We start from the raw sequence: 20821 nt of genomic DNA on the forward strand, positions 1-20821 counted from the left end.
ATGAACAACAGCATTCGTTGGATGCTGTCGGTGGCGCTCGTCTGCGCGCTGGCAGCTTGTGGGGGTGGCGGCGGTGAGCCAGCACCCCAATCGGGGGGCACACCCTCGGTGACCTCGGGTGCCCCAGGCGCACCGCAAGAGGTGGTGCCGCCCGAGTCCTTGTTGACCGGGGTGGCCATTGATGGCCCGCTGGTGGGGGCGAAGGTCTGTCTGGACTTGAACACCAACTGGGTGTGCGAGCCCAATGAGCCTTTCACCACCACCGTCAGCGGCGGGCAATACCGGCTCAACATCTCGCCTTTGAAGGCGCAGGAGGTGCAAAACAAGCTGCTGATCGCCGAGGTGGGGCCTGAGGTGTGGGACGAGGCCGAGGGCAAGACCTTGCGGGCCTCGGGCATTGCCGCTTACGTGCTGGCCTCGATCCCCCTTCGCCAATCCGTGATCAGCCCAGTGAGCACCGTGATGCTCGCCCCCATGCTGGGCAACGGCTTGTGGCAGCAGGACTTGTCCGACGAGCAGGACGCGGTTCGCATTGGCGCGCTGTTGCGCACCAAAGGCCTGGCGGCCGAGTTCCACAACTACTTTGACGCGAGCCTTGAGATCACCCCCGATGAGCGCGCCCTGGCTCAGCGAACCGGCCGTTGGCTGGCGAAGGCCCTGGGCGCCGCGCGCCAGCACTTGCTGACCCAGGCGGCGCCGGTGTATGGCGCAGATGCCGCGCAACTCGGCCGTCGTGCCGCAGCCTTGGTGGCCGAGGCCTTGGACGGTCTGGCACCGCTGGCGAGTGCCGAATCGGAAGGGCTGCGCCTGGTCGATGCGATCAAGGCCCTGCCCGTGTTGGCCGAGGTCGAACAACTCAAGGCGCGGCGCGGCCGCCAGTTGTCGGTGCACGAGGCACTCGCGGTGCTGCGCGCAGGGCTGTTTGACGTGGCGCTGGTGGGCAGCAGCCCGCGCAGCCTGATGGGCTACACCCTGAGCGTCACGGACGACGGCTTTCGACCCAAGGCCTATCGCTGGTCGGGCGGGGCATGGGCCAATGACCTCACCTCTTCGGTGAATGGTGTCTCGGGCTACCAGGCCATCTGGTGGCCGCTGACGGAGACGGACCATTGGTACCTTGATCTGGGATTCCCTTTGGTGAAAGTCGAGGTGGCGGAATTGGTCGAGCGCTTCTCGCTTTCCTGGCCCGATTGGGGCCCTACCTATCGCATCAGCGTGGTGGAGCGGGACTTGTCGGGGGTGCCCTATCGCTCGGTGCCAGCCCTGGGGGGCCTGAACGGGCAGTTCGCCACGAGGCAGAAGGGCTATCAAGTTCGGCGTGTGGCCTACCAGGATAGCTTTGTGATGGATGCCATCACGCCATTCTTTTCTTCCTTGGCCCAGTTCCGGGACAACCCGCGCACCTGCCTGGCGGGCTTGTGCTGGCGCATCACCATGGCCGCCCCGGGGGCTGATGGCGACACGCCGGGCACCATCGCTTTCTCCACCCCGGCGAATGCCGGCAACCTGGACCTGGGGGTGGGCACCTTGGTGGAGCGGCGGGTGGACGGCGTGCCGGTGCTGCACGTGACGTCGGTGCCCATCGACGTGCAGAACCGGTCTGCCTCGTGGAGCACCAAGGATGGTCGCTATCCGGCGTTTGCAGAGATCGGGGGGCGTCTGTGGCAAGGCCGATTCGTCATGGCCGGATCGGTCTGGTACAGCGAGCTGATGCTGCCGCCTTCGGTGTTGAACGCGGTGCTCGCGGCGAGTGGTCTTGGCGAGGTGCGCCCATGAACGCTGTTCTGACTGAGCTTGCGGTGCACGCGGCACTGGGGCGATATGCCGTGGAGCGTCTGCGCCTGGACCCGGCCCTGGTGGCCCGCGACCTGCGCTTCGAGGAGATGGCCGTGGATTCGCTCACGCGGCTGGAGCTCCTCATGCACGCCGACGACACCTTTGGATCCCATGTGCTGGACACCCTGGAGGCCGGCGACAACACACAGCCGCCACCCGCACGCTTGAGCGAGTTGGCCGCGTGGGTGCTGCGCTGCCAAACGCCGAGCGCTCGGGCGGGGGAGGCAGCATGAAAGTTCGATTCGCCGAACAGGCAGACAGGCAAGCGCTGTTCGCGCTGGCGTTGGAGAACCGACACGAGATCGCCCACGCGCCGGTGGCGGTGTGCATGGAGCGCGTTGAGCAGACCTTACATGGGCTGTTCGAGTTGAACCAGGGCTCTCACGTGGTGCTGCTGGTGCAGACCGACGCTGGCGAACTGGTGGGGCTGCTGATAGGGTGCCTGGAGCGCTACTTCTACAGCGATGCGCTGCAGGCCCAGTTGATTCAGTGGTACGTGAAGAAAGCCTATCGCGGTACGTCGGCTGCGCCTCGCCTGGTGAAGGCTTTCGTGGCCTGGGCGCGCACGCGTGGGGCCAACGATGTGTTCATGGGCATCTCGTCGGGACTGAATGTGCACCTCACGCACCGACTGATGCGTCGCCTGGGGTTTTCCTACCTGGGGGGCAACTACGGGGTTCAGCTAAACCCCTCTCGCGAGGTGCCGCATGCCGCCTGATACCACTGTTGGTGCGTCTGCCTCTTCGGCCGTGGCCGACCGCAGCGGCCTGGACTGCGTGCGCCTCGTGGCCCTGTACTTCGACAAAACCGTGGACGCCGCCTGGCTGTGGCAGACCTACGCCACCGATCAAGGCACGTTTGACCGCCAATCGGTGGTGCGCGGGCTGCAACACCTGGGCTTTCAGGTCATGCTGAAGAAGTCGACCCGCCGGGGACTGGCGCGTGCGGCCTTTCCTTCCTTGCTGGAGATGGCCGATGGCCGCTTCGCCCTGATCGGGCGGGTACACGCGGGCGTGGCCTACCTGCAGGCCCCGGGCGAGGTGGGCATGAAAGCCGTGTCGCTAGACGAGTTGCTGCCTCAGATCGGTCGGTGCTGGCTGGCCATTGCCAGGAAGCAGGCGGTCTGGTCCAGCGAGCGCTTCGGCCTGGGCTGGTTTTTTCAGGCCCTGTCGCGCTACAAAGGCCTGCTGGGCGAGACCCTCATGGCCAGCCTGGCCTTGCAGGTGTTCGCGCTGATGTCGCCCTTTGCGTTCCAGGTGGTGATCGACAAGGTGTTGGTGCACAAGGGCTTGTCGACGCTGGACGTGATCGTGGTGGGCCTGGCGGTGAGCGCGCTGTTCGAGGTGCTGCTCACGGCGCTGCGCACCTATGTGCTCACGCACACCACCAGCCGGGTGGACGCCGAGTTGGGTGCCAAGATCTACCGCCACCTGCTGGGCTTGCCCATGGCCTACTTCGCCAGCCGAAAGGTGGGCGAGGTGGTGGCCCGCGCGCGCGAGATCGACGCCATTCGCGGCTTCTTCACCGGCACGGGCCTCACCAGCGGCGTTGACCTGCTCTTCACCGTGTTCTTTCTGGCGGTCATGGCCTACTACAGCCCGGCCCTCACGCTGGTGGTGCTGGTGAGCCTGCCGCTGTTCTTCGGTGTGTCGCTGTTGCTGCTGCCCTTGCTCAGCCGGCATGTGGAAGACCGCTTTGCCAAGGCCGCCGAAAACCAGGCCTTTCTGGTGGAGTCCATGGCCGGCATCGAGACCATCAAGTCCATGGCGGCCGAGACCCGTTTCATCCGGCAGTGGGAAGAGCGCCTGGCCGACTACGTGAAGACCAACTTTCACACCGGGCACCTGGCCAACCTCACGCAGCAGGGCATTCAACTGGTGAACAAGGTGCTGGCGCTTGTGCTGCTGTGGCTGGGCGCCAAGCTGGTGCTGAAGGGCGACCTGACGGTGGGGCAGTTGATCGCCTTCAACATGCTGTCGGCCCGCGTCAGCGCGCCCATTCTGCGGCTCTCGACCCTGTGGCAAGAGTTCCAGCAGATGCGGGTGTCGCTGCACCGCCTGGGCGACATTCTCGACACGCCGGTCGAGTCGCCCGCGTGCGCTGCCTTGTCGTGGGACCGCCTGCAGGGCCGCGTCGAGTTCCAGCAACTGGGTTTCCGTTACCGGCCCGATGGGCGCGACATCTTGCGCGACGTGTCGCTTTGCATTCAGCCTGGTGAACTGGTGGCCGTGGTGGGGTCGTCGGGCTCGGGCAAGAGCACCCTGGCCAAGCTGCTGTTGCGGCTGTACCTGCCATCGCGGGGCCGCGTGCTGCTCGACGGCGCCGACCTGCAAGGGCTTGACCCGGCCTTGGTGCGGCGCCAGGTGGCGGTGGTGACGCAGGACGTGACGCTCTTCTCCCGCAGCGTGCGCGAGAACATCGCCCTGGGGCAAGCCGACGCGCCGATCGACGCGGTGGTGCGCGCTGCCCGTGAGGCGGGGGCCGACGAGTTCATCCGCCAGTTGCCGCGGGGCTACGACGCCTTGTTGGGCGAGCGGGGCTCGAACCTCTCGGGTGGGCAGCGGCAGCGTATCGCCATTGCCCGGGCCCTGCTGATGGACCCGAAGGTGCTGATACTGGACGAGGCCACCAGCATGCTGGACGCCGACACCGAGATGCGCTTCTGGGCCCACATCCGCGACATTGGCCGCCAGCGCACGGTGCTGGCCATCACGCACCGCCTGTCCACTGTGCTGGACATGGACCGCGTGGTGGTGATGGAGGACGGACAGATCGTGGAGCAGGGGGCACCAAAGGAACTGCTGGCGCGCCGAGGTCGGTTTCGCCAGTTGTATGAGTTGCAGATGGGCGTGGCGCCCACGCAGCAGGAGGTGTTCGCATGACCGGGTGGCGCAGTGGGATGCCCCGTTGGCTGGACAAGCCCATGGCCCGGGCACAGGCCGTGTTCGATGGCGGCGATGCCGCGGCGTTTTCGCCGCTGTGGCTGGAGGTGCAGGCCAAGCCGCCCGCGCCCTTGGCCCGCTCTGTTGTCTGGACCATCTTGGCCGCTTTGTCGGCCGTGCTGGTGTGGAGCGCGTGGGCCGAGTTTGACGTGGTGGTCACCGCCAGCGGCAGCGCGGTGCCCTCGGCCAAGACCAAGCTGGTGCAGGCCTTGGACGCCGGGCGTGTGGTGGCCATTCACGTCAAGGACGGCGACGCCGTGGACCAAGGCGCGCCCTTGCTGGCGCTGGACGCCACCATCGCCGCCGCCGACCGGACCCGGGCCGACCAGGAGCGCGTGGAGGCCGCCCTGGACGTGCAGCGCCTGCAGGCGCAATGGCGCGGCGACCGTGCCCTGGGCCAGGTGCCCGATGGCGCGAGCCCGGAGCAGCTGCAGCGCCAGCGGCAACTGCTGGCCAGTCGCCTGGCCGAGCAGCAACAACGCATGGCCTCGCTCGACCAGGAGGTGGCCCGCAAGCGGGCCGACCGCGAAGCGGCGCTGGCGTCGATTCGCCGCATCGAACAGACCTTGCCGCTGCTGCGCCAGCGCCTGGACATGCGCGAGCGCCTGTTGAAAGAAGGCTTCATGGCCGAGTTGGCGGTGATCGACACCCGGCTGGAGGTGGGCAATGCCGTGAGCGAGCTGGCGGTGTTGAAAGAGCGCCAGAAAGAGGCCGACTCGGCCCTCAAGGCCGCCGAGTTCGCTCGCGCCCAGGCCCTGGCCGAACAGGCCTCGCGCACCAGCGCCGAGCTGGCCGAGGCCCGCCGGCGCTGGCAGGCAGGGCAGCAAGAGGCCATCAAGGCGGCGTATCGCGAAGAGCATCAGGTGCTGACGGCACCCATGGCCGGCACGGTGCAGCAACTGGCCGTGCACACCGTGGGCGGCGTGGTGAACCCGGCCCAAGGCCTGATGGTGGTGGTGCCACAAGAGGGCGGCATCGAGGTGGAGGCCCAGGTGCTCAACAAGGACGTGGGCTTTCTTCGCGTGGGCATGCCCGCCACCGTGAAGCTCGACGCCTTCGAGTTCACCAAATTCGGTGCGTTGGACGGCGTGGTGCAGTGGATCGCCGCCGACGCGGTGAAGGACGAGCGCCTGGGGTCTTATTACCCCGTGCGCATTGCCCTGAAGGGCACGCACTTGCCAGTGGCCGTGGGCGGGCAGCACCCGGTGGCCCGCCTCGGCATGGCGGTGACAGCCGACGTGCTGATCGGCCAACGCAAGGCCTACGAGTTCTTTTTGGGCCCCTTGTTGAAATACCAGAAAGAAAGCCTGCGCGAGCGCTGACCAGGCCATGCTCGCACCCCCCGGACGCCACCGTGGGCGGCGCCGGGGTGGGCGGCGATCAGGCCACCTCGAACAGGCCCGCCGCGCCCATGCCGCCGCCCACGCACATGGTCACCACCACGTACTTGGCGCCACGGCGCTTGCCTTCGATCAGGGCGTGGCCCACCAGGCGGGCGCCGGTCATGCCGTAGGGGTGGCCAATGGAGATGCCGCCGCCGTTGACGTTGTAGATGGCTGGGTCAATGCCCAGGTGGTCGCGGCAGTACAGGGCCTGGCAGGCGAAGGCTTCGTTCAGTTCCCACAGGCCGATGTCGCTGACCTTCAGGCCGTGTTGCTTGAGCAGCTTGGGGATGGCGTACACGGGGCCGATGCCCATTTCTTCGGGGGCGCAGCCGGCCACCGACATGCCGCGGTAGATGCCCAGCACGGGCAGGCCGCGCTTCTCGGCCAGGGCGCGGTCCATCACCACGCTGGCGCTGGCGCCGTCGGAGAGCTGGCTGGCGTTGCCGGCGGTGATGACGCCGCCTTCGATCACTGGCTTGAGGCTGCGCAGGCCGTCGATGGTGGTGTCGGGGCGGTTGCCTTCGTCGCGCGAGAGGGTCACTTCCTTGTAGCTCACCTCGCCGGTGGCCTTGTCGGCCACGGCCATCTGGGTGGTGATGGGCACGATCTCGGCATCCAGCAGGCCGGCCTGCTGGGCGGCGGCGGTGCGCTGCTGCGATTGCAGCGAGTACTGGTCTTGCGCTTCGCGGCTGATGTTGTACTTCTTGGCCACGAACTCGGCCGTCTGCAGCATGGGCATGTAGGCGTGGGCGGCGCGGGCGATCACGGCCGGGTCGGCTTCGGCGGCGGCCCACTTCATGTAGGCGTTCTGCACGGCGGTGATGTTTTCCTGGCCACCGGCCACCACCACGTCCATGCCGTCCACCATCACCTGCTTGGCGGCGGTGGAAATGGCCATCAGGCCCGAGGCGCACTGGCGGTCCATGGTCTGGCCCGAGACCTGCAGCGGCAGGCCGGCGGCGATGGCGGCGTGGCGCGCCAGGTTCATGCCGGCGGTGCCGGCGGTGAGCACCGAGCCGATCACCACGTCTTGAATTTCGGCCGGGTCCACGCGCGAGCGCTCCACCGCGTGCTGAATGACGTGGCCCAGCAGCGTGGGCGACTTGGTGTTGTTCAGGGCGCCCTTGAAGGCCCGACCGATGGGGGTGCGGGCGGTGGACACGATGACGGCTTCTCTCATGGGTTCTCCGGTGAAAAAACGGGGGGATCGGATGGGCGGATGGCTTAACCGGCGTACTGCGAGAGGCGGCCGCCTTCGCTGGCCAGGCGGCGCAGCAGGGGGCTGACCGTCCAGTAGCCGTAGGGGTTGCCTCGGGTGGCGGCGTAGTGGTCCAGGCGCTGCACCACGTGGGCCAGGCCGCGCTCGTCGGCCAGGAACATGGGGCCGCCCTGGAAGTCGGGGAAGCCGTAGCCGGCGGTCCACACCACGTCGATGTCGCTGCCGCGGTAGGCGATGCCTTCTTCCAGGATGCGCGCGCCTTCGTTGACCATGCTGTAGATCAGGCGCTCGATGATCTCGGCGTCGGTGATGTCGCCGCGCCGCGCAATGCCGTGCTGCTGCGCCAGCGCGGCGCAGGTGGCTTGCGTCTCGGGGTTGGCCACGGGCGTGCGGCCCTCGTAGCGGTAGTAGCCCGTGCCGGTCTTCTGGCCGAACTGGCCCAGCTCGAACAGCTTGCGCACCACCACGCGGTAGGTGGCGTCGGGCGGCAGGCCGCCAGCCTTCTCGTATTCGATGACGGTCTTGGCGCCCACGTCGATGCCGGCCATGTCCAGCATGCGGCAGGGGCCCATGGCCAGGCCCAGGCTTTCGATGGCCTGGTCGATCTGGCCGGGCGTGGCGCCTTCGAGCAGCAGGAACTCGGCCTCGCGCATGTAGACCTCGGCCATGCGGTTGCCAATGAAGCCGTAGCACACGCCCGAGACGGCGGCCACCTTGCCGATGCGCTTGGCCAGGCCCATCACCGTGGCCAGCACGTCGGGCGCGGTCTGGGCGCCGCGCACCACTTCGAGCAGGCGCATCACGTTGGCGGGGCTGAAGAAGTGGGTGCCCAGCACGTCGGCCGCGCGGCCCGAGGCCTGGGCGATCACGTCCACGTCCAGCGTGGAGGTGTTGGTGGCGATGATGGCGCCGGGCTTGCAGACCTGGCCCAGGCGCGCGGCGATCTGCTGCTTCAAGGCCATGTTCTCGAACACGGCTTCAATGACGATGTCGCAGCTGCCCAGGTCGGTGTCGTTCAGCGAGGGGGTGAGGCGGGCCAGGCGGCGGTCGCGTTCCTCGGCGCTGAGCTTGCCCTTGCTCACGGTGGAGTCGTAGTTCTTGCGGATGGTGGCCATGCCGCGCTCCAGTGCCTCGGCCGAGGCCTCCACCAGCACCGTCTCAAAACCGGCGTTGATGAAGCACATGGCGATGCCGCCGCCCATGGTGCCGGCGCCCAGCACGCCCACCTTCTGCACCGGGCGCAGCGCGAGGTTTCGGGGCATGGCCGGAATCTTCTCGGCCGCGCGCTCGGCAAAGAACAGGTGGCGCATGGCCTTGGACGTGCCCGAGCGCAGCACCCGGGCGAACCACTGCGCCTCCACCTGCTCGCCTTGCGCGAAGGGCAGGGTGGCGGCGGCGCGCACGCATTCCACGATGGCCTCGTGCGCGGGGTACTGCGGTTTGGCCTTGGCCTGGGCCAGGGCCTTGTCCAGCAGGCCATCGGGCAGGCTGGCCGGGGGCACGGTGAGGGCGCTGGTGCGACGCGGCGCCCACTTCTCGTTCACCAGCGCCTGGGCGCGGGCCAGGGCGGCCTGCAGCGGGGGCAGGTCGCTGATCTCGTCCACGATGCTGGCCGCCTTGGCCTGGGTGGCGTTGAGCATGCGGCCGCTGAGCATCAGGTCCAACGCCAGTTCGGCGCCGGCCAGGCGCGGCAGGCGCTGCGTGCCCAGCGAGCCGGGGATCAGGCCCAGCTTCACCTCGGGCAGGCCCACGCGGGCGGTGGGCGTGGCCACGCGCCAGTGGCAGGCCATGGCCAGCTCCAGCCCGCCGCCCAGGGCGGTGCCGTGGATGGCGGCGATCACCGGGCGGCTGCAGGCTTCCAGGCGGCCCAGGAAGGCGTTGAACGGCGCGGCACTGAAGGCCGGGTCTTCAAAGGCGGCAATGTCGCCACCGGCCACGAAGGTGCGGCCTTCGCAGTGCAGCACCAGGGCCTGCAGCTCGGGCTTGGCCTCGAAGGCGGCCAGGCCGTCGATCAGGCCTTGCACCGTGGCGGGCGACAGGGCGTTCACGGGCGGGTTGTCGATGTGCAGGACGCCGATGGCGCCTTCGCTGCGCAGGGTCACGGGAGATGAGGACATGGTGGTGTGAGGGCTGGTGGTTCAGGTCAATGTGGTTTGAGCGTAGGGGCGGGCCGCGCCCCTGTCTTGTGCCAACTGGTCGGCGCAGGGGCGGCGCAGTCGCCTTGGGTTTTTTATACCCCCCGGTAAAACCCGGCCAAGGTCCAGCCAAAAAACGCAAGACGCCCCGGGGGGGTATCCCTAACCATGCGAGGCGTCACGCAAAGGCTTGTCCATGGCTTTTGCGACAAGGGCAACTCTCTCGGCGGTTTGTCCGCCACCGATCCACCTGAAGGACTTTTGGTTATGCGTTTGATGAAGAAGTTGATGGCCACCCTCACCACCGGCGCGGTGGTGGCTTCTCTGGCCCTGGGCGCGGCCAGCGCCAATGCGCGCGACCTGCGCTACGCCATGGGCTTCCCGCCCGGCTCGGACTCGGACAAGGCCGGCCAGGAGTACGCCGCCGCGCTGAAGAAGGCCACCAATGGCCAGCTCAACGTGAAGGTGTACCCCCTGTCGCTGCTGAACTTCGCCGAGACCTCGGCCGGCCTGCGCGACGGCATTGCCGACGTGGGCTACCTGCTGGCGCCATATTTCCCGGCCGAGTACCCGCACTTCAACCTGCTGGCCGAGTCGTCCATGCAGCTGCTCACCATGGACGACCGCGTGCGCGGCAAGGAAGGCATGGCCTACGTGGGCGCGCTGTCCGAGTTCGTGTTCACCAAGTGCCCCGAGTGCATGAACGAGTTCGCCAAGCAGAACCAGGTGTTCACCGGCGCGGCCGGCAGCTCGCCCTACTACCTGAACTGCAGCAAGCCGGTGCGCAGCGAGGCCGAACTGAAGGGCAAGCGCCTGCGCGTGGCCGGCTCGCACTGGTCGCGCTGGGCCCGCGCCATGGGCGCCCAGCCGGTGACCATGTCGTCCAACGAGGCGCTGGAGGCCCTGAAGCAGGGTGTGGTGGACTGCGTGATCGTCTCGCTGCCTGAGCTGACCAACCTGGGCCTGATCGAAGCCGTCACCGACGTCACCCTGCAAGTGCCCGGTGGCATCTTCGCCGGCACCGCCATCTCGCAGGTCAACACCAAGGTCTGGCGCAGCCTCACCAAGGAACAGCGCCAGGCCATGCTGCGCGCCGGCACCGTGATGCCCGCCTACGTGCCCTACGTCTACCACCAGCGCGAGAAAGACGTGATCGAGCTGGTGAAGAAGCGCGGCGGCCGCGTGCACCAGCCCGATGCCGCCCTGCTGCAGAAGACCAAGGACTTCGCCGCGCAAGACATGAAGACCATCGTCGAGTTCTTCGCCAAGACCCACGGGGTGAAGCGCGGCGACGAGCTGCTGGCCCAGTTCCGCCCGGTGCTGGAGAAGTGGGTGGGCCTGGTGCAGACCGTGGACAGCCGCGAGAAGCTGGCCGACTTGTACTGGAACGAGATCTTCTCGAAGGTGGACGCCAACACCTACGGCATGTGATCGCCCGTGTCGCGCTGCCCGCCGGCGGCGCGACCCGACCCGCCAACCCAACCCCCAGGAGACGCCATGTACGCCATTGGCAAATTCCTCTCCCGAATCATCGACTCCCTCACGGTGATCTCGGGCCTGGCCATCGCGCTGATGATGCTGCACATCACGGTGGACGTGATCTTGCGCAGCGGCTTCAACTACCCGCTGCCCGGCACCATCACCATCGTCTCGTACTACTACATGGCCATCGCGGCCTTCATGCCGCTGGCCTTCGCCGAGCAGAAGCAGGCCCACATTTCGGTGGAGGTGGTCACCGAGCTGATGCCCAAGGTGGTGCAGAAGCACCTGGCGGGCTGGATGCTGCTGTTCTCGGCGGCGGTGTTCGCGCTCATGACCCTGCGCTCCTGGGAAGAGGCCATGAGCAAGTACGGCATCAAGGCCTCCATCGTGCAGGGCGAAGACAGCCTGCCGGTGTGGCCCACCTACTTCATGCTGCCCCTGGGCTGCTGCCTGATGTTCCTGGTGGTGGCCTACAAGTTCATCGTCTATCTCACCAACCAGCCCTCGGGCCTGGACACCGAGCGCGCCGCGCCCACGTCCGACGCCGACTGATCGACCCAGGAAACACAACATGACAGACGTACAAGTCGGCCTGGTGGGCATTGGCCTGCTGCTCACCCTCATCGGCCTGCGGGTGCCCATTGGCGTGTCCATGATCACCGTGTCCTTCACGGGCATCTGGTACCTCATGGGCTGGAACGTGGCCTGGGGCTCGCTGGGCGTGATTCCCTACCAGTTCTCCACCAACTGGGTGCTCAGCTCGGTGCCCATGTTCCTGCTGCTGGGCTTCATCTGCTACCACGCGCGCCTCACCGAGGGCCTGTTCCGCGCGGCGCGCATGTGGCTCTCGGGCGTGCCAGGTGGCCTGGCCATCTCGGGCATTCTGGGCTGCGCGGGCTTTGCCTCGGTGTGTGGCTCGTCGGTGGCCTGCTCGGCCGCCATGGGGCGCATCGCCGTGCCCGAAATGATGAAGCAGCGCTACAGCGCCGAGCTGGCCACCGGCACCGTGGCCGCGGGCGGCACCATCGGCGCGCTGATCCCGCCTTCGATCATCATGATCCTGTACGGCATCATCGCGCAGACCTCCATCACCGAGCTGTTCCTGGGCGGCGTGGCCATTGGCCTGCTCACCATGGTCAGCTACATCCTGGTGATCTTGATTCGCGTGAAGCTCAACCCTGAGCTGGCGCCTTCGGTCAAGGAAGACATTCCCATGGCCGAGAAGATCAAGGCCCTCAAGGACGTGTGGCCCATCCTGCTCGTGATGCTTGGCATCTTCGGTGGCCTGTTCAGCGGCATCTTCACCCCCACCGAGGCCGGCGCCATCGGCGCGTTCCTCTCGTGCGTGGTGGCCGTGATCGCCCGCCAGCTCACCTGGGAGCGCTTCAAGAACGCCATTCTGGAAACCCTGCTCACCACCACCGGCCTGCTCATCATCGGCATTGGCGCCAGCCTGCTGCAGCGCTTCCTGGCGCTCTCGGGCGCGGGCACCTACATCTCCGAGCTGATCATTGGCCAGAACGCCGACATCGCCTGGGTGCTGCTGGGCATCGTGATGATCTACCTGCTGCTGGGCATGTTCCTGGAGCCCATTGGCGCCATGCTGCTGACCCTGCCCATCGTGCTGCCCATCATCAACTCGGCCGAGCTGAGCCTGGTGTGGTTTGGCGTGGTGCTGACCAAGCTGCTGGAGATCGGCATGATCTCGCCGCCCGTGGGCATGAACGTGTTCGTCATCAAGGGCGTGGTGGGCAACCTCATCTCCACCACCGGCATCTTCAAGGGCATCATGTGGTTCCTCTTCGCCGACCTGGTGGTGCTGGCGCTCATGATGTTCTTCCCCGACCTGGTGCTGTTCCTGCCCAACTGGGGCAAGTGATCGGTCGCGCCCACGCGGCGCGATGCAGGCAAGACAAAGCCCGCCGGCCAATAGCCTGCGGGCTTTGTCATTTCACGGCCTCAGACTTCAGGTCTCGGCGGCGGGCGCCATGCCCAGTTCGCGCATCAGGGCATCGAGGTGCGGCACCAGCTCGTCAATCGTCTGCTGCTTCTCCAGCACGCAGTTCACGCCCTCGGTCTGCGCTGCTTCGCGCAGGGCTTCGCTCACGTGGCCCGAGATCAGCAGGGTGGGCAGATCGGGGCGCAGGCGGCGCACCGCTTGGATCAGCTCCAGCCCGGAATGGCCGGGCATGCGGTAGTCGGTCACCAGCACGTCCAGGCCGAAAGGCTCACGCTGCAACTGCGCCATGGCCTCGCGCGCGTCGCTCAGGCAGGTGACCTGATAGCCCGCGCGCTGCAGCAGCTTGTTCACCATGAAGGACACCACCGGCTCGTCGTCCACGTACACCACGCGCTGGCCGCGGCCGGGTTGGGGGGTGGCGGCCTCGCCTGCCACGGTTGTGGCGCCCATGCCCGCGCTTGGCGTCATCGCTGGCAGTTCGATGTCGAAACGCGTGCCCACGCCGGGGGTGGATTCCAGTGCGATGCGACCCTCGTGCTCGTCCACGATGCGCCGCACCACTGCCAGCCCCAGGCCCGTGCCCTGGCCCATGGGCTTGGTGGTGAAAAAGGGCTCGAAGGCGTGCTGGCGGGTGGCAGCGTCCATGCCGCAGCCGTTGTCGATCACGCTCAGGCGCACCGAGGCCTTGCCGCCGGCCTGGGCCGGGAACTGGGCCACCACCACCTCAATGCGGCCACCGGCCTCGCCCATGGCCTGCCAGGCGTTGGTGCACAGGTTGATGAGCACCTGCTCCAGTTGCGTGCGGTCTACCTTGGCGCACACCTCGGGGGCCTCGTCGCGCAGCACCAGCTCCACCTGCGCGGGCAGGGTCGAGCGCAGCAAGGCCAGGCTCTCGTCCACGATGGGCCGCAGCGGCTGCACCTCGCGCAGCGGGGCCTGGCGCCGGCTGAAGCTCAAGATCTGGTTCACCAGGCTGCGCGCGCGCAAGCCGGCCTGGCGGATCTGCTCCAGGCTCTCCAGTGCTTCCTGACGATCACCGCGCTTCACGTCTTCCAGGGCCATGGTGCTGTTGCCCAGAATGGCGGCCAGCACGTTGTTGAAGTCGTGCGCGATGCCGCTGGCCAGCGTGCCGATGGACTCCATCTTTTGCGCCTCGAACAGTTGCTGCTCCAGGCGGCGGTTGGACTCCTCGGCCTCGCGGCGCTCGGTCACGTCGATGCAGATGCCCTCCCACACCACGTTGCCCTCGGGCATTCGCCGGGGTGCGGAGATGAAGTGCAGGCGCCGGGTGACGCCGTCGGGGCGCAGGTAGCGCGCCTCGCGGTCGAACACCGTGAGGTTGTTGGCCGACGCCATCTCGGCCGCCTGCATCACGGCCTGGTCATCGGGGTGAAAGCGGGAGTAAATGCACTCCACGTCGTCCAGCACCTGCGATGGCGTGAAGCCCAGCACCCGCTGCACCGATTCGCTCACCTCGGTGGCGCGGCGCTTGCCTTCGCGCCCCATCACCAGCTGGAACATCACCGAGTTCGGCAGGTTGGCGCCGATCACGCTCAGGCGCTCCCGGCTCTCGCGCACCTTGTTTTCCGAGGCCTTGAGCGCCTGGTAGGGCCGCTTCACCGCCGTGGCGAAGGTCACCTGGTAGAGCACCAAGTAGGCCGCCACCTTGTAAAGATGGCCAGCGATGTTCTGGAAGTCGGACGGCGCCACGTAGCTGGTGTAAGCAAAGCCGCCCACCGCCATCAGGCCGCTACTGAGGCCCAGCAGGCCCATCATGCCGTTGCCCCCGCGATTCGCCCGGCGCCAGAACAGCAGCGCCACGATGGCGTTTGCGGCGGTCAGGGCATGCTCATAGGCGGCCTTGAAGGTCGTCACACCCGAGCCTTCTACAAAGGTGGGTGGGAAATGGTCCAGGCCCAAGTTGCCGTACAGGGTCAGTGCCAGCGCCGTGGCGCCGCCAAGCATCAGCGACGCGTGGCGCGTGAGGCGGGGCACTCCTCCCAGGGCAATGGCGGCAAGGGCCAGCACCTCGGCAGAGCGCCCCATCAACCAGAAAAAAATGGCCCTGGGCGTGGTGCTATCAGCCAAAAATTTCGGCATTCCAGCGTAAGTGAGTGCATGCTGCAAATCACAGGCCAGTACCACCACGAATCCCACGATCAGCACATGGGTGCTGCGGTTGCTGCCCTCGTCGAAGGTGTGCCAGGACGCAGCGACCACCAGCGCGGCCACGATGATGGACACCAACTCCAGGCTCAGGTGCACCGCCAGCATGCGCTCATGAAGCCAGGGCATGGTGCTTGGCGGGGCCACGATGATGGCCCACATGCCCATGGCCGACATCAGGACGATGAGGCCGTACGTCAGAGAGGGGGGGCGCGGCGATGGCATGGACTTGGTGGACATGGGCCAGTGGGCCGGGCCGTCAAGGCTGGGCCATGGATAAAGGACTTGTTGGGGTGAGGGTGCCTCGGCCTCATGGCAGCAACCTCGCCTGGCGCAGATTGCCATTGTGTGGTGCCGCGCCGACTGCGTTGGGTCAAGGAAAGCCGAAGAATTGGCACGGTTCCGGGGCGCTGTCTACCCGAGGCTGGGCGAATCACTGCAAGGAGGCTCCTTCCGGGCTGCCGGGCAGGTGAATGCGCACCACGGCATGGCCAAGTGCTTTGCACACGCGGATGCGCCGCGCCAGTGGCCACCAGTCGTACAGAAAGATCTGCATCGGCCGCCACATGGCCACCCAGCCGGTGATCGCCAGCCCCTCGCGCATCACGGCCATGCCGGTGCCGCCCGCGTATTGGCCAATGGCCTGCGAGCCCAGCAGGCACAAGCTCAGGAACACCACCCCAATCAGCAGGCTCATCCTGCCTTCCTGCAGCAGGTGCTGCAGCTCGGTGCGGATGTGCGCCGCCTTGGCCTCGAAGTGGTGTTGCACGCCCGAGGTCACCACCGCGTCGCTGTCGAGCTGCCGGGGCTGCTGCGCCAGGTGAACCGTCAGCCGGATGCGCGCGTGACGTGGCAGGTTGCGCGCCCAGTTCTCGATGAAGGTCTCGATCTCCGGGTCCAGGTGCTTGTGCTGCAACGGGTTGGCGTCGATCGCATTGAACAGGTTCGCCACGTCGTTGACACGAAGGCGCAACTGGTGCGTCAGGGGTGGGCTCATGGCTGAATACCTTGCCGGGTATAACGTCGGGTCAGCAGAGGATACCGGCATGTCCCGCCCACCCACCACTGTCTTGCGCCAGTTGCCCCCGTCCATCTGGGCCTTGGGCTTCGTGAGCCTGCTCATGGACATCTCGTCCGAGATGATCCACAGCCTGTTGCCCCTGTTCATGGTGGGTGCCCTGGGTGCCAGTGCCTTGGTGGTGGGTGTGGTGGAGGGCCTGGCCGAGGCCACCGCGCTCATCGTGAAGGTGTTTTCTGGCGCGCTCAGCGACTGGTTGGGCCGGCGCAAGGGGCTGGCCTTGCTGGGTTACGGCCTGGGGGCGCTCACCAAGCCGGTGTTTGCCCTGGCCACCGGCATGGGCTGGGTGCTGGGCGCGCGCCTGGTGGACCGGGTGGGCAAAGGCATGCGCGGCGCCCCGCGCGACGCGCTGGTGGCCGACATTGCCCCGCCCGAGCTGCGCGGTGCCGCCTTCGGTCTGCGCCAGTCGCTCGACACCGTGGGCGCCTTCCTTGGGCCGCTGCTGGCGGTGGGCCTGATGCTGCTGTGGGCCAACGATTTCCGGCAGGTGTTCTGGGTGGCCGTCATTCCGGGCGTGCTGGCGGTGTTGCTGCTGTGGCTGGGGGTGCGCGAGCCCGAGCGGCCGGTAGGGGCGGTGCGGGTCAACCCCATTCGGCGTGAGAACCTGCGCCGCCTGGGCGCTGCCTATTGGTCGGTGGTGGCGCTGGGCGCTGTCTTCACCCTGGCGCGCTTTAGCGAGGCCTTTCTGGTGCTGCGAGCCGAGCAGAGCGGCATTCCCCTGGCCCTGGTGCCGCTGGTGATGGTGGCCATGAATCTCGTGTACGCCGCCACGGCCTATCCCTTTGGCCACCTCTCCGACCGCATGGGCCACCACCGCCTGCTGGCCGGGGGGCTGGTGGTGCTGATCGTGGCCGACCTGGTGCTGGCCTCGTCGTCCCACTGGGCGGTGGTGTTGGCGGGCGTGGCCTTGTGGGGCGTTCACATGGGCATGACGCAAGGCCTGCTGGCGGCCATGGTGGCCCACACCGCCACGGCAGACTTGCGTGGCACCGCCTATGGTGCCTTCAATTTGGTTAGTGGCGTGGCGATGTTATTGGCCAGTGTGGTGGCGGGTGCTCTGTGGGACTCGCTGGGCGCGAGCGCCACTTTTCTGACCGGAGCCATCTTCAGCGCGCTGGCCCTGCTGGTCTTGGCAAGGTGGCGGCGCACCGGCGAATGACACTGCCTAGGGGATGAGGCCGTGCTCGCTTTCTTTGCTCATGCGGCGGTGGCGTGGGGCTCAGCAAGCAGGCTATCCAGTGAGTGCACCAGTTCGTCGAGGATGGCCTGCTTTTCCAGCACTTGCGAGGCACCATCGGCCTGAGCCGTCTCTCGCAGCTCGTCGTCGACATAGCCCGACAAGAGCACGGTGGGCAGATGGGGACGCCAGCGGCGCGCGATGCGAATGAGTTCAAGCCCTGAGATGCCCGGCATGCGGTAATCGGTCACCAGTGCGGAGATCGAGTCGCCCTCATCGCGCAAGCGTTCAATGGCTTCGCGTGGATCGCTCACGCAGCTCACCCGGAACCCGGCGCGCTGCAGCAGCTTGCCCGTCATGTCAGCCACCACGGTTTCATCGTCCACGCAGAGTACCCACTGGCCGCGCTCGGGTGCCGTGTTTGCCATGTTCTCACAGGCCTTGGCCGAGCTCTCGGTCGTGCCGGCCAGCAGTTCCCGTATGGGGAACAGCGGCAAGTCGATATCGAACCGCGTTCCCTGCCCGGGCGCCGATGTCACGGCAATCTGGCCTTCGTGCTCGCGCACGATGCGCTGCACCACCGACAGGCCCAGCCCCGTGCCCTGGCCCACGGGCTTGGTGGTGAAGAAGGGTTCGAAGATGCGTTGCACGGTTGCCTTGCTCATGCCCTGGCCGTTGTCGGTCACGGTGATACGCACCAGGCGCTTGCCCTCTGGGCTGTTGAGTTCGGTCAGGGTCACCTCGATCTGGCCATTGCGCTCGCCAATGGCATGGGATGCGTTGGTGCAAAGGTTGAGCAGAACCTGTTCAAACTGCGTGCGATCAACTTCGGCGCAGGCGTCGGGCGCGTCGCAGCGCAGGGTGAGTTCAATGTTCGCCGGCAAGGTGGCGTGCAGCAGCGAAAGGCACTCCTCCACGATGGGCCGCAGGTGTTGTGCGCTGCGCTGCAGAGGCTGCTTTCGGCTGAAACTCAGGATTTGGCTCACCAGGTTGCGCGCCCGCATCGCCGAACGCCGCACCTGCTCCAGCCCGCGCCGTACCTCTTCATGGGCATTTCGTTCCAGGTCTTCCAGTGCCATGGCCGTGTTGCCCAGGATGGCCGCCACAGCGTTGTTGAAGTCATGTGCGATGCCGCTGGCCAGGGTGCCGATGGATTCCATCTTGTGAGCCTCGAACAACTCGTGCTCTAGCCGGCGACGGGCCTCATCGGCCTCGCGTCGGTCGGTCGTGTCGGTGGCCATGCCTTCCCAGGCCAGCCGACCATCGTCCAGGCGGCGAGGCACTGAAACAAAGTGCAGCCAGCGGACTTGGCCGTCCGGTCGTACGAATCGCACTTCCCGGTCAAACACCGTCATGGTTTCGGCGGACATGGCATGGGCCTCGTGCACCAGAGGCTCATCATCAGGGTGAAAATGCCGGTAGACCATGGCCAGATTGCCCCTTACCTCGTCGGCGCGCAGTCCCAGAACGCGCTCCACCGAGTCGGATACTTCGGTCAACACCCGCTGACCGTCCGGGGCGTGCATCACTTGAAACAGCACCGAGTGCGGTAGGTTGGCGCTGATCAGTGCCATGCGGGCCTGGCTCTCTCGTTCACGTTGCTCCGATGCCTGAAGATCGCGCAACGGGCGGCGGATGGCCACCGCAAAGGTGGCGCGGTAGAGCATCACGTAGGCCATGAGCTTGTAGACGTGACCCGCGAGGTTCTGCACGTCACTCGGGCTGAACAGCGGTGTGTAAGCAAGGCTGCCGAATCCGAGCAGAAAGGCCGCGGTGCCCAAGGTGGCCAGGGTGTAGGAGTATGCCGCCCAGGCGCGCCGCCACAGGCCGACGGCGACCAGCCAGAAGGTCACCACGAGCAGGACGTTGGCGATGGCGTGAATGGGCACCAGTCGAGGCATGAGCGCGATAGGCAATGGCGACACCAGCAACTCGCCACCGGCTGTGACGGCAGCCACCAGGCCAATGCCACTGAGCAAGGAGGTGCGCAGGGTCAGGTGCGGTGCAGCTCGCAGGGCGATGGCCCCAAGCGTCAGGAGTTCGGCTGTGCGGCCCATGAGCCAGAAATAAAGCGCCAGTGGGGTCTCGTCGTCCTGTGCGCCGACCGGCTGACTGGCGTAGGTCAGGGCGTGCTGCAGATCGCACGCCAGCACCACCAGGAAGCCCACGATGAGCAGGTGGGTGTGGCGGTTGTCGCGGCGCTCGAAGGTGTGCCAGGACGATGCCACGATCAATGAGCCGATCATCAAGGCCAGGATTTCCAGCAGCAGGTGCAGCCCCGGCAGACGGCCTTGGATGGGAGATAGCGTGAGCCACTGGGCTGGCAGCGCCATGATCGCCAGCATGCACAGGCCCGTGATGGTGCAAAACACCGCAATGGGAAGGATGAGAGGGCGTTGCGTCATGGTGAGCGGCGGTACTCGTTGGAGGTTGTTATTTAATACCTAAATGTCCATTTGTGGCAGAACAAAATCACACAAAGGTTCCTGTTTTTTCTTGTTTGTGATTGGTTTTGACTCTTTTTTGGCGGTGCTTGCTGGCGCAAAGGATCGCCTGTGTGCGGCCCCGGTGGCGTTGTTCGGGGTACATTGGCGGCCCTGTGACCGTGTGCTCTGCACGGTGCCTGCCTTCTGTTTCCTCATGCATTTGCCACCACTGCCCCCGCTCATCGAGGCCGACCTCGCTCGCGTCAACGAGCTCATGCGCCAGCGCCTGAACACCGATGTGGCACTGATCGCCTTTGCCGCCCAGATGCTGGTGCACAGCCAGGCCAGCCGGCCCCGCCCGGCCCTGTTGATGGTGGTGGGGCGCGCCCTGGGCGGCGAAGCCGAGCGCCTGCGCATGCTGGCCGGCGCGGTGGAGTTCATTCACACCTCGCTGCAACTGCACCACGAACTGGATGGCGCGCCTTCGGAAGACGCCGCACCGCGCGCCTTTGGCGGCAATGCCAGCCATGTGTTGCTGGGCGATCTGCTCTACACCGGGGCGTTTCGTTTGCTGGTGGACCTGGGCGACATGCGCGTGCTGCGCCTGCTCTCAGACGCCACCAACGTGATCGCCGAGGGCTCGGTGATGTACCAGCAGGCCTTGGCCGGGCCGGGCCTGGATTGGGCGGCTTGCCGTCGCATCCTGCAGGCGCGCAGCGCCACCTTGTTTGAAGCCGGCGCGCGTTGCGCGGCGTTGCTGTGCGGGGCCGATGCCGCCACCGAAGAGGGCTTGGCCTTGTATGGCCGCCACCTGGGCATGGCCCATCAGTGGGCGGTGGAGGCGCGCATGGGGGCGGGGGCGCTGGTGTTGCCCGAGCAGGGTGAGGCCCTGGCGGCCCAAGTGGCCCAAGACCTGGCGGCCGCCCGGGCCGCGCTGCCCGAGCTGGCCGATGCCGAGTTGCGCGCTGCCCTGCTGGCCTGGGCCACGCCTCGCGCCCAGGCCTGAGACAGACGG

General features: G+C 66.9%; 15 protein-coding genes. 10 read left to right on the forward strand and 5 right to left on the reverse strand.

All coding sequences use genetic code 11. From position 1 onward, the window contains the following. From ACE3RQ_RS05590 to ACE3RQ_RS05610, 5 genes are read left to right on the forward strand one after another with little or no spacing between them, the layout of a single operon-like run. Positions 1–1776: a hypothetical protein gene (locus tag ACE3RQ_RS05590; protein WP_374520751.1), complete on the forward strand. Its 1776-nt coding sequence runs from the start codon at positions 1–3 to the stop codon at positions 1774–1776. Continuing rightward, a complete protein-coding gene (locus ACE3RQ_RS05595; protein WP_374520753.1) occupies positions 1773–2069 on the forward strand; it encodes a hypothetical protein in 297 nt (98 codons plus the stop codon). Before ACE3RQ_RS05590 ends, ACE3RQ_RS05595 begins: the two co-directional genes overlap by 4 nt. After that, the gene (locus tag ACE3RQ_RS05600) at positions 2066–2554 is read left to right on the forward strand and encodes an N-acetyltransferase family protein (protein WP_374520754.1); all 489 of its coding nucleotides are present in this window, start codon (positions 2066–2068) and stop codon (positions 2552–2554) included. The genes ACE3RQ_RS05595 and ACE3RQ_RS05600 overlap by 4 nt, the downstream gene beginning before the upstream one ends. Then, positions 2544–4718: a peptidase domain-containing ABC transporter gene (locus ACE3RQ_RS05605; protein ID WP_374520756.1), complete on the forward strand. Its 2175-nt coding sequence runs from the start codon at positions 2544–2546 to the stop codon at positions 4716–4718. The genes ACE3RQ_RS05600 and ACE3RQ_RS05605 overlap by 11 nt, the downstream gene beginning before the upstream one ends. A 17-nt stretch (positions 4719–4735) precedes the next feature. Continuing rightward, the gene (locus ACE3RQ_RS05610) at positions 4736–6100 is read left to right on the forward strand and encodes an HlyD family type I secretion periplasmic adaptor subunit (RefSeq protein WP_374520758.1); all 1365 of its coding nucleotides are present in this window, start codon (positions 4736–4738) and stop codon (positions 6098–6100) included. Positions 6101–6158: 58 nt separating this feature from the next. Here ACE3RQ_RS05610 and ACE3RQ_RS05615 read toward each other — a convergent pair whose 3' ends face one another. Beyond that, positions 6159–7343, reverse strand: coding sequence for an acetyl-CoA C-acyltransferase (locus ACE3RQ_RS05615; RefSeq protein ID WP_374520760.1), 1185 nt, complete (start codon positions 7341–7343; stop codon positions 6159–6161). Between the two features lie 44 nt (positions 7344–7387). After that, a complete protein-coding gene (locus tag ACE3RQ_RS05620; RefSeq protein ID WP_374520761.1) occupies positions 7388–9499 on the reverse strand; it encodes a 3-hydroxyacyl-CoA dehydrogenase NAD-binding domain-containing protein in 2112 nt (703 codons plus the stop codon). 294 nt (positions 9500–9793) lie between these two features. Here ACE3RQ_RS05620 and ACE3RQ_RS05625 point away from each other — a divergent pair, with 294 nt between their 5' ends. The 3 genes from ACE3RQ_RS05625 to ACE3RQ_RS05635 all read left to right on the forward strand — a co-directional run bounded on the left by ACE3RQ_RS05625 (position 9794) and on the right by ACE3RQ_RS05635 (position 12878). Continuing rightward, positions 9794–10948, forward strand: coding sequence for a C4-dicarboxylate TRAP transporter substrate-binding protein (locus tag ACE3RQ_RS05625; protein ID WP_374520763.1), 1155 nt, complete (start codon positions 9794–9796; stop codon positions 10946–10948). 66 nt (positions 10949–11014) lie between these two features. Then, positions 11015–11551, forward strand: a complete 537-nt coding sequence (locus ACE3RQ_RS05630) for a TRAP transporter small permease (protein ID WP_374520765.1) — start codon at positions 11015–11017, stop codon at positions 11549–11551. A 19-nt stretch (positions 11552–11570) separates the two neighbouring features. Then, positions 11571–12878 (forward strand): TRAP transporter large permease, encoded by a 1308-nt coding sequence (locus ACE3RQ_RS05635; protein ID WP_374520767.1) that lies wholly within the window; start codon positions 11571–11573, stop codon positions 12876–12878. A gap of 87 nt (positions 12879–12965) precedes the next feature. Here the strand turns inward: ACE3RQ_RS05635 and ACE3RQ_RS05640 are convergent, their stop codons facing one another. Together ACE3RQ_RS05640 and ACE3RQ_RS05645 are read right to left on the reverse strand one after the other, a co-directional pair. Then, positions 12966–15365, reverse strand: a complete 2400-nt coding sequence (locus ACE3RQ_RS05640; RefSeq protein ID WP_374520769.1) for an MASE3 domain-containing protein — start codon at positions 15363–15365, stop codon at positions 12966–12968. 193 nt (positions 15366–15558) lie between these two features. Continuing rightward, positions 15559–16122 (reverse strand): hypothetical protein, encoded by a 564-nt coding sequence (locus ACE3RQ_RS05645; protein WP_374520771.1) that lies wholly within the window; start codon positions 16120–16122, stop codon positions 15559–15561. A gap of 49 nt (positions 16123–16171) precedes the next feature. On the opposite strand from ACE3RQ_RS05645, the gene ACE3RQ_RS05650 reads away from it, so the two are divergent. Next, positions 16172–17362: an MFS transporter gene (locus tag ACE3RQ_RS05650; protein WP_374520773.1), complete on the forward strand. Its 1191-nt coding sequence runs from the start codon at positions 16172–16174 to the stop codon at positions 17360–17362. Positions 17363–17400: 38 nt separating this feature from the next. Here the strand turns inward: ACE3RQ_RS05650 and ACE3RQ_RS05655 are convergent, their stop codons facing one another. Continuing rightward, on the reverse strand, positions 17401–19785 hold the full coding sequence (locus ACE3RQ_RS05655) for an MASE3 domain-containing protein (RefSeq protein ID WP_374520775.1): 2385 nt from the start codon (positions 19783–19785) through the stop codon (positions 17401–17403). A 235-nt stretch (positions 19786–20020) separates the two neighbouring features. Between ACE3RQ_RS05655 and ACE3RQ_RS05660 the strand changes: the two genes are divergently transcribed. Next, a complete protein-coding gene (locus tag ACE3RQ_RS05660; protein ID WP_374520777.1) occupies positions 20021–20812 on the forward strand; it encodes a polyprenyl synthetase family protein in 792 nt (263 codons plus the stop codon). The last annotated feature ends 9 nt before the right edge of the window (positions 20813–20821 follow it).

Source organism: Hydrogenophaga sp. (genome assembly GCF_041913525.1).
Lineage (GTDB): Bacteria > Pseudomonadota > Gammaproteobacteria > Burkholderiales > Burkholderiaceae_C > Hydrogenophaga.

Bases quoted from the DNA above. Each gene is read 5' to 3' on its own strand.
- ACE3RQ_RS05590 (WP_374520751.1), top strand. From the start codon at position 1: ATGAACAACAGCATTCGTTGGATGCTGTCGGTGGCGCTCGTCTGCGCG.
- ACE3RQ_RS05595 (WP_374520753.1), top strand. From the start codon at position 1,773: ATGAACGCTGTTCTGACTGAGCTTGCGGTGCACGCGGCACTGGGGCGA.
- ACE3RQ_RS05600 (WP_374520754.1), top strand. From the start codon at position 2,066: ATGAAAGTTCGATTCGCCGAACAGGCAGACAGGCAAGCGCTGTTCGCG.
- ACE3RQ_RS05605 (WP_374520756.1), top strand. From the start codon at position 2,544: ATGCCGCCTGATACCACTGTTGGTGCGTCTGCCTCTTCGGCCGTGGCC.
- ACE3RQ_RS05610 (WP_374520758.1), top strand. From the start codon at position 4,736: ATGCCCCGTTGGCTGGACAAGCCCATGGCCCGGGCACAGGCCGTGTTC.
- ACE3RQ_RS05615 (WP_374520760.1), bottom strand. From the start codon at position 7,343: ATGAGAGAAGCCGTCATCGTGTCCACCGCCCGCACCCCCATCGGTCGG.
- ACE3RQ_RS05620 (WP_374520761.1), bottom strand. From the start codon at position 9,499: ATGTCCTCATCTCCCGTGACCCTGCGCAGCGAAGGCGCCATCGGCGTC.
- ACE3RQ_RS05625 (WP_374520763.1), top strand. From the start codon at position 9,794: ATGAAGAAGTTGATGGCCACCCTCACCACCGGCGCGGTGGTGGCTTCT.
- ACE3RQ_RS05630 (WP_374520765.1), top strand. From the start codon at position 11,015: ATGTACGCCATTGGCAAATTCCTCTCCCGAATCATCGACTCCCTCACG.
- ACE3RQ_RS05635 (WP_374520767.1), top strand. From the start codon at position 11,571: ATGACAGACGTACAAGTCGGCCTGGTGGGCATTGGCCTGCTGCTCACC.
- ACE3RQ_RS05640 (WP_374520769.1), bottom strand. From the start codon at position 15,365: ATGTCCACCAAGTCCATGCCATCGCCGCGCCCCCCCTCTCTGACGTAC.
- ACE3RQ_RS05645 (WP_374520771.1), bottom strand. From the start codon at position 16,122: ATGAGCCCACCCCTGACGCACCAGTTGCGCCTTCGTGTCAACGACGTG.
- ACE3RQ_RS05650 (WP_374520773.1), top strand. From the start codon at position 16,172: ATGTCCCGCCCACCCACCACTGTCTTGCGCCAGTTGCCCCCGTCCATC.
- ACE3RQ_RS05655 (WP_374520775.1), bottom strand. From the start codon at position 19,785: ATGACGCAACGCCCTCTCATCCTTCCCATTGCGGTGTTTTGCACCATC.
- ACE3RQ_RS05660 (WP_374520777.1), top strand. From the start codon at position 20,021: ATGCATTTGCCACCACTGCCCCCGCTCATCGAGGCCGACCTCGCTCGC.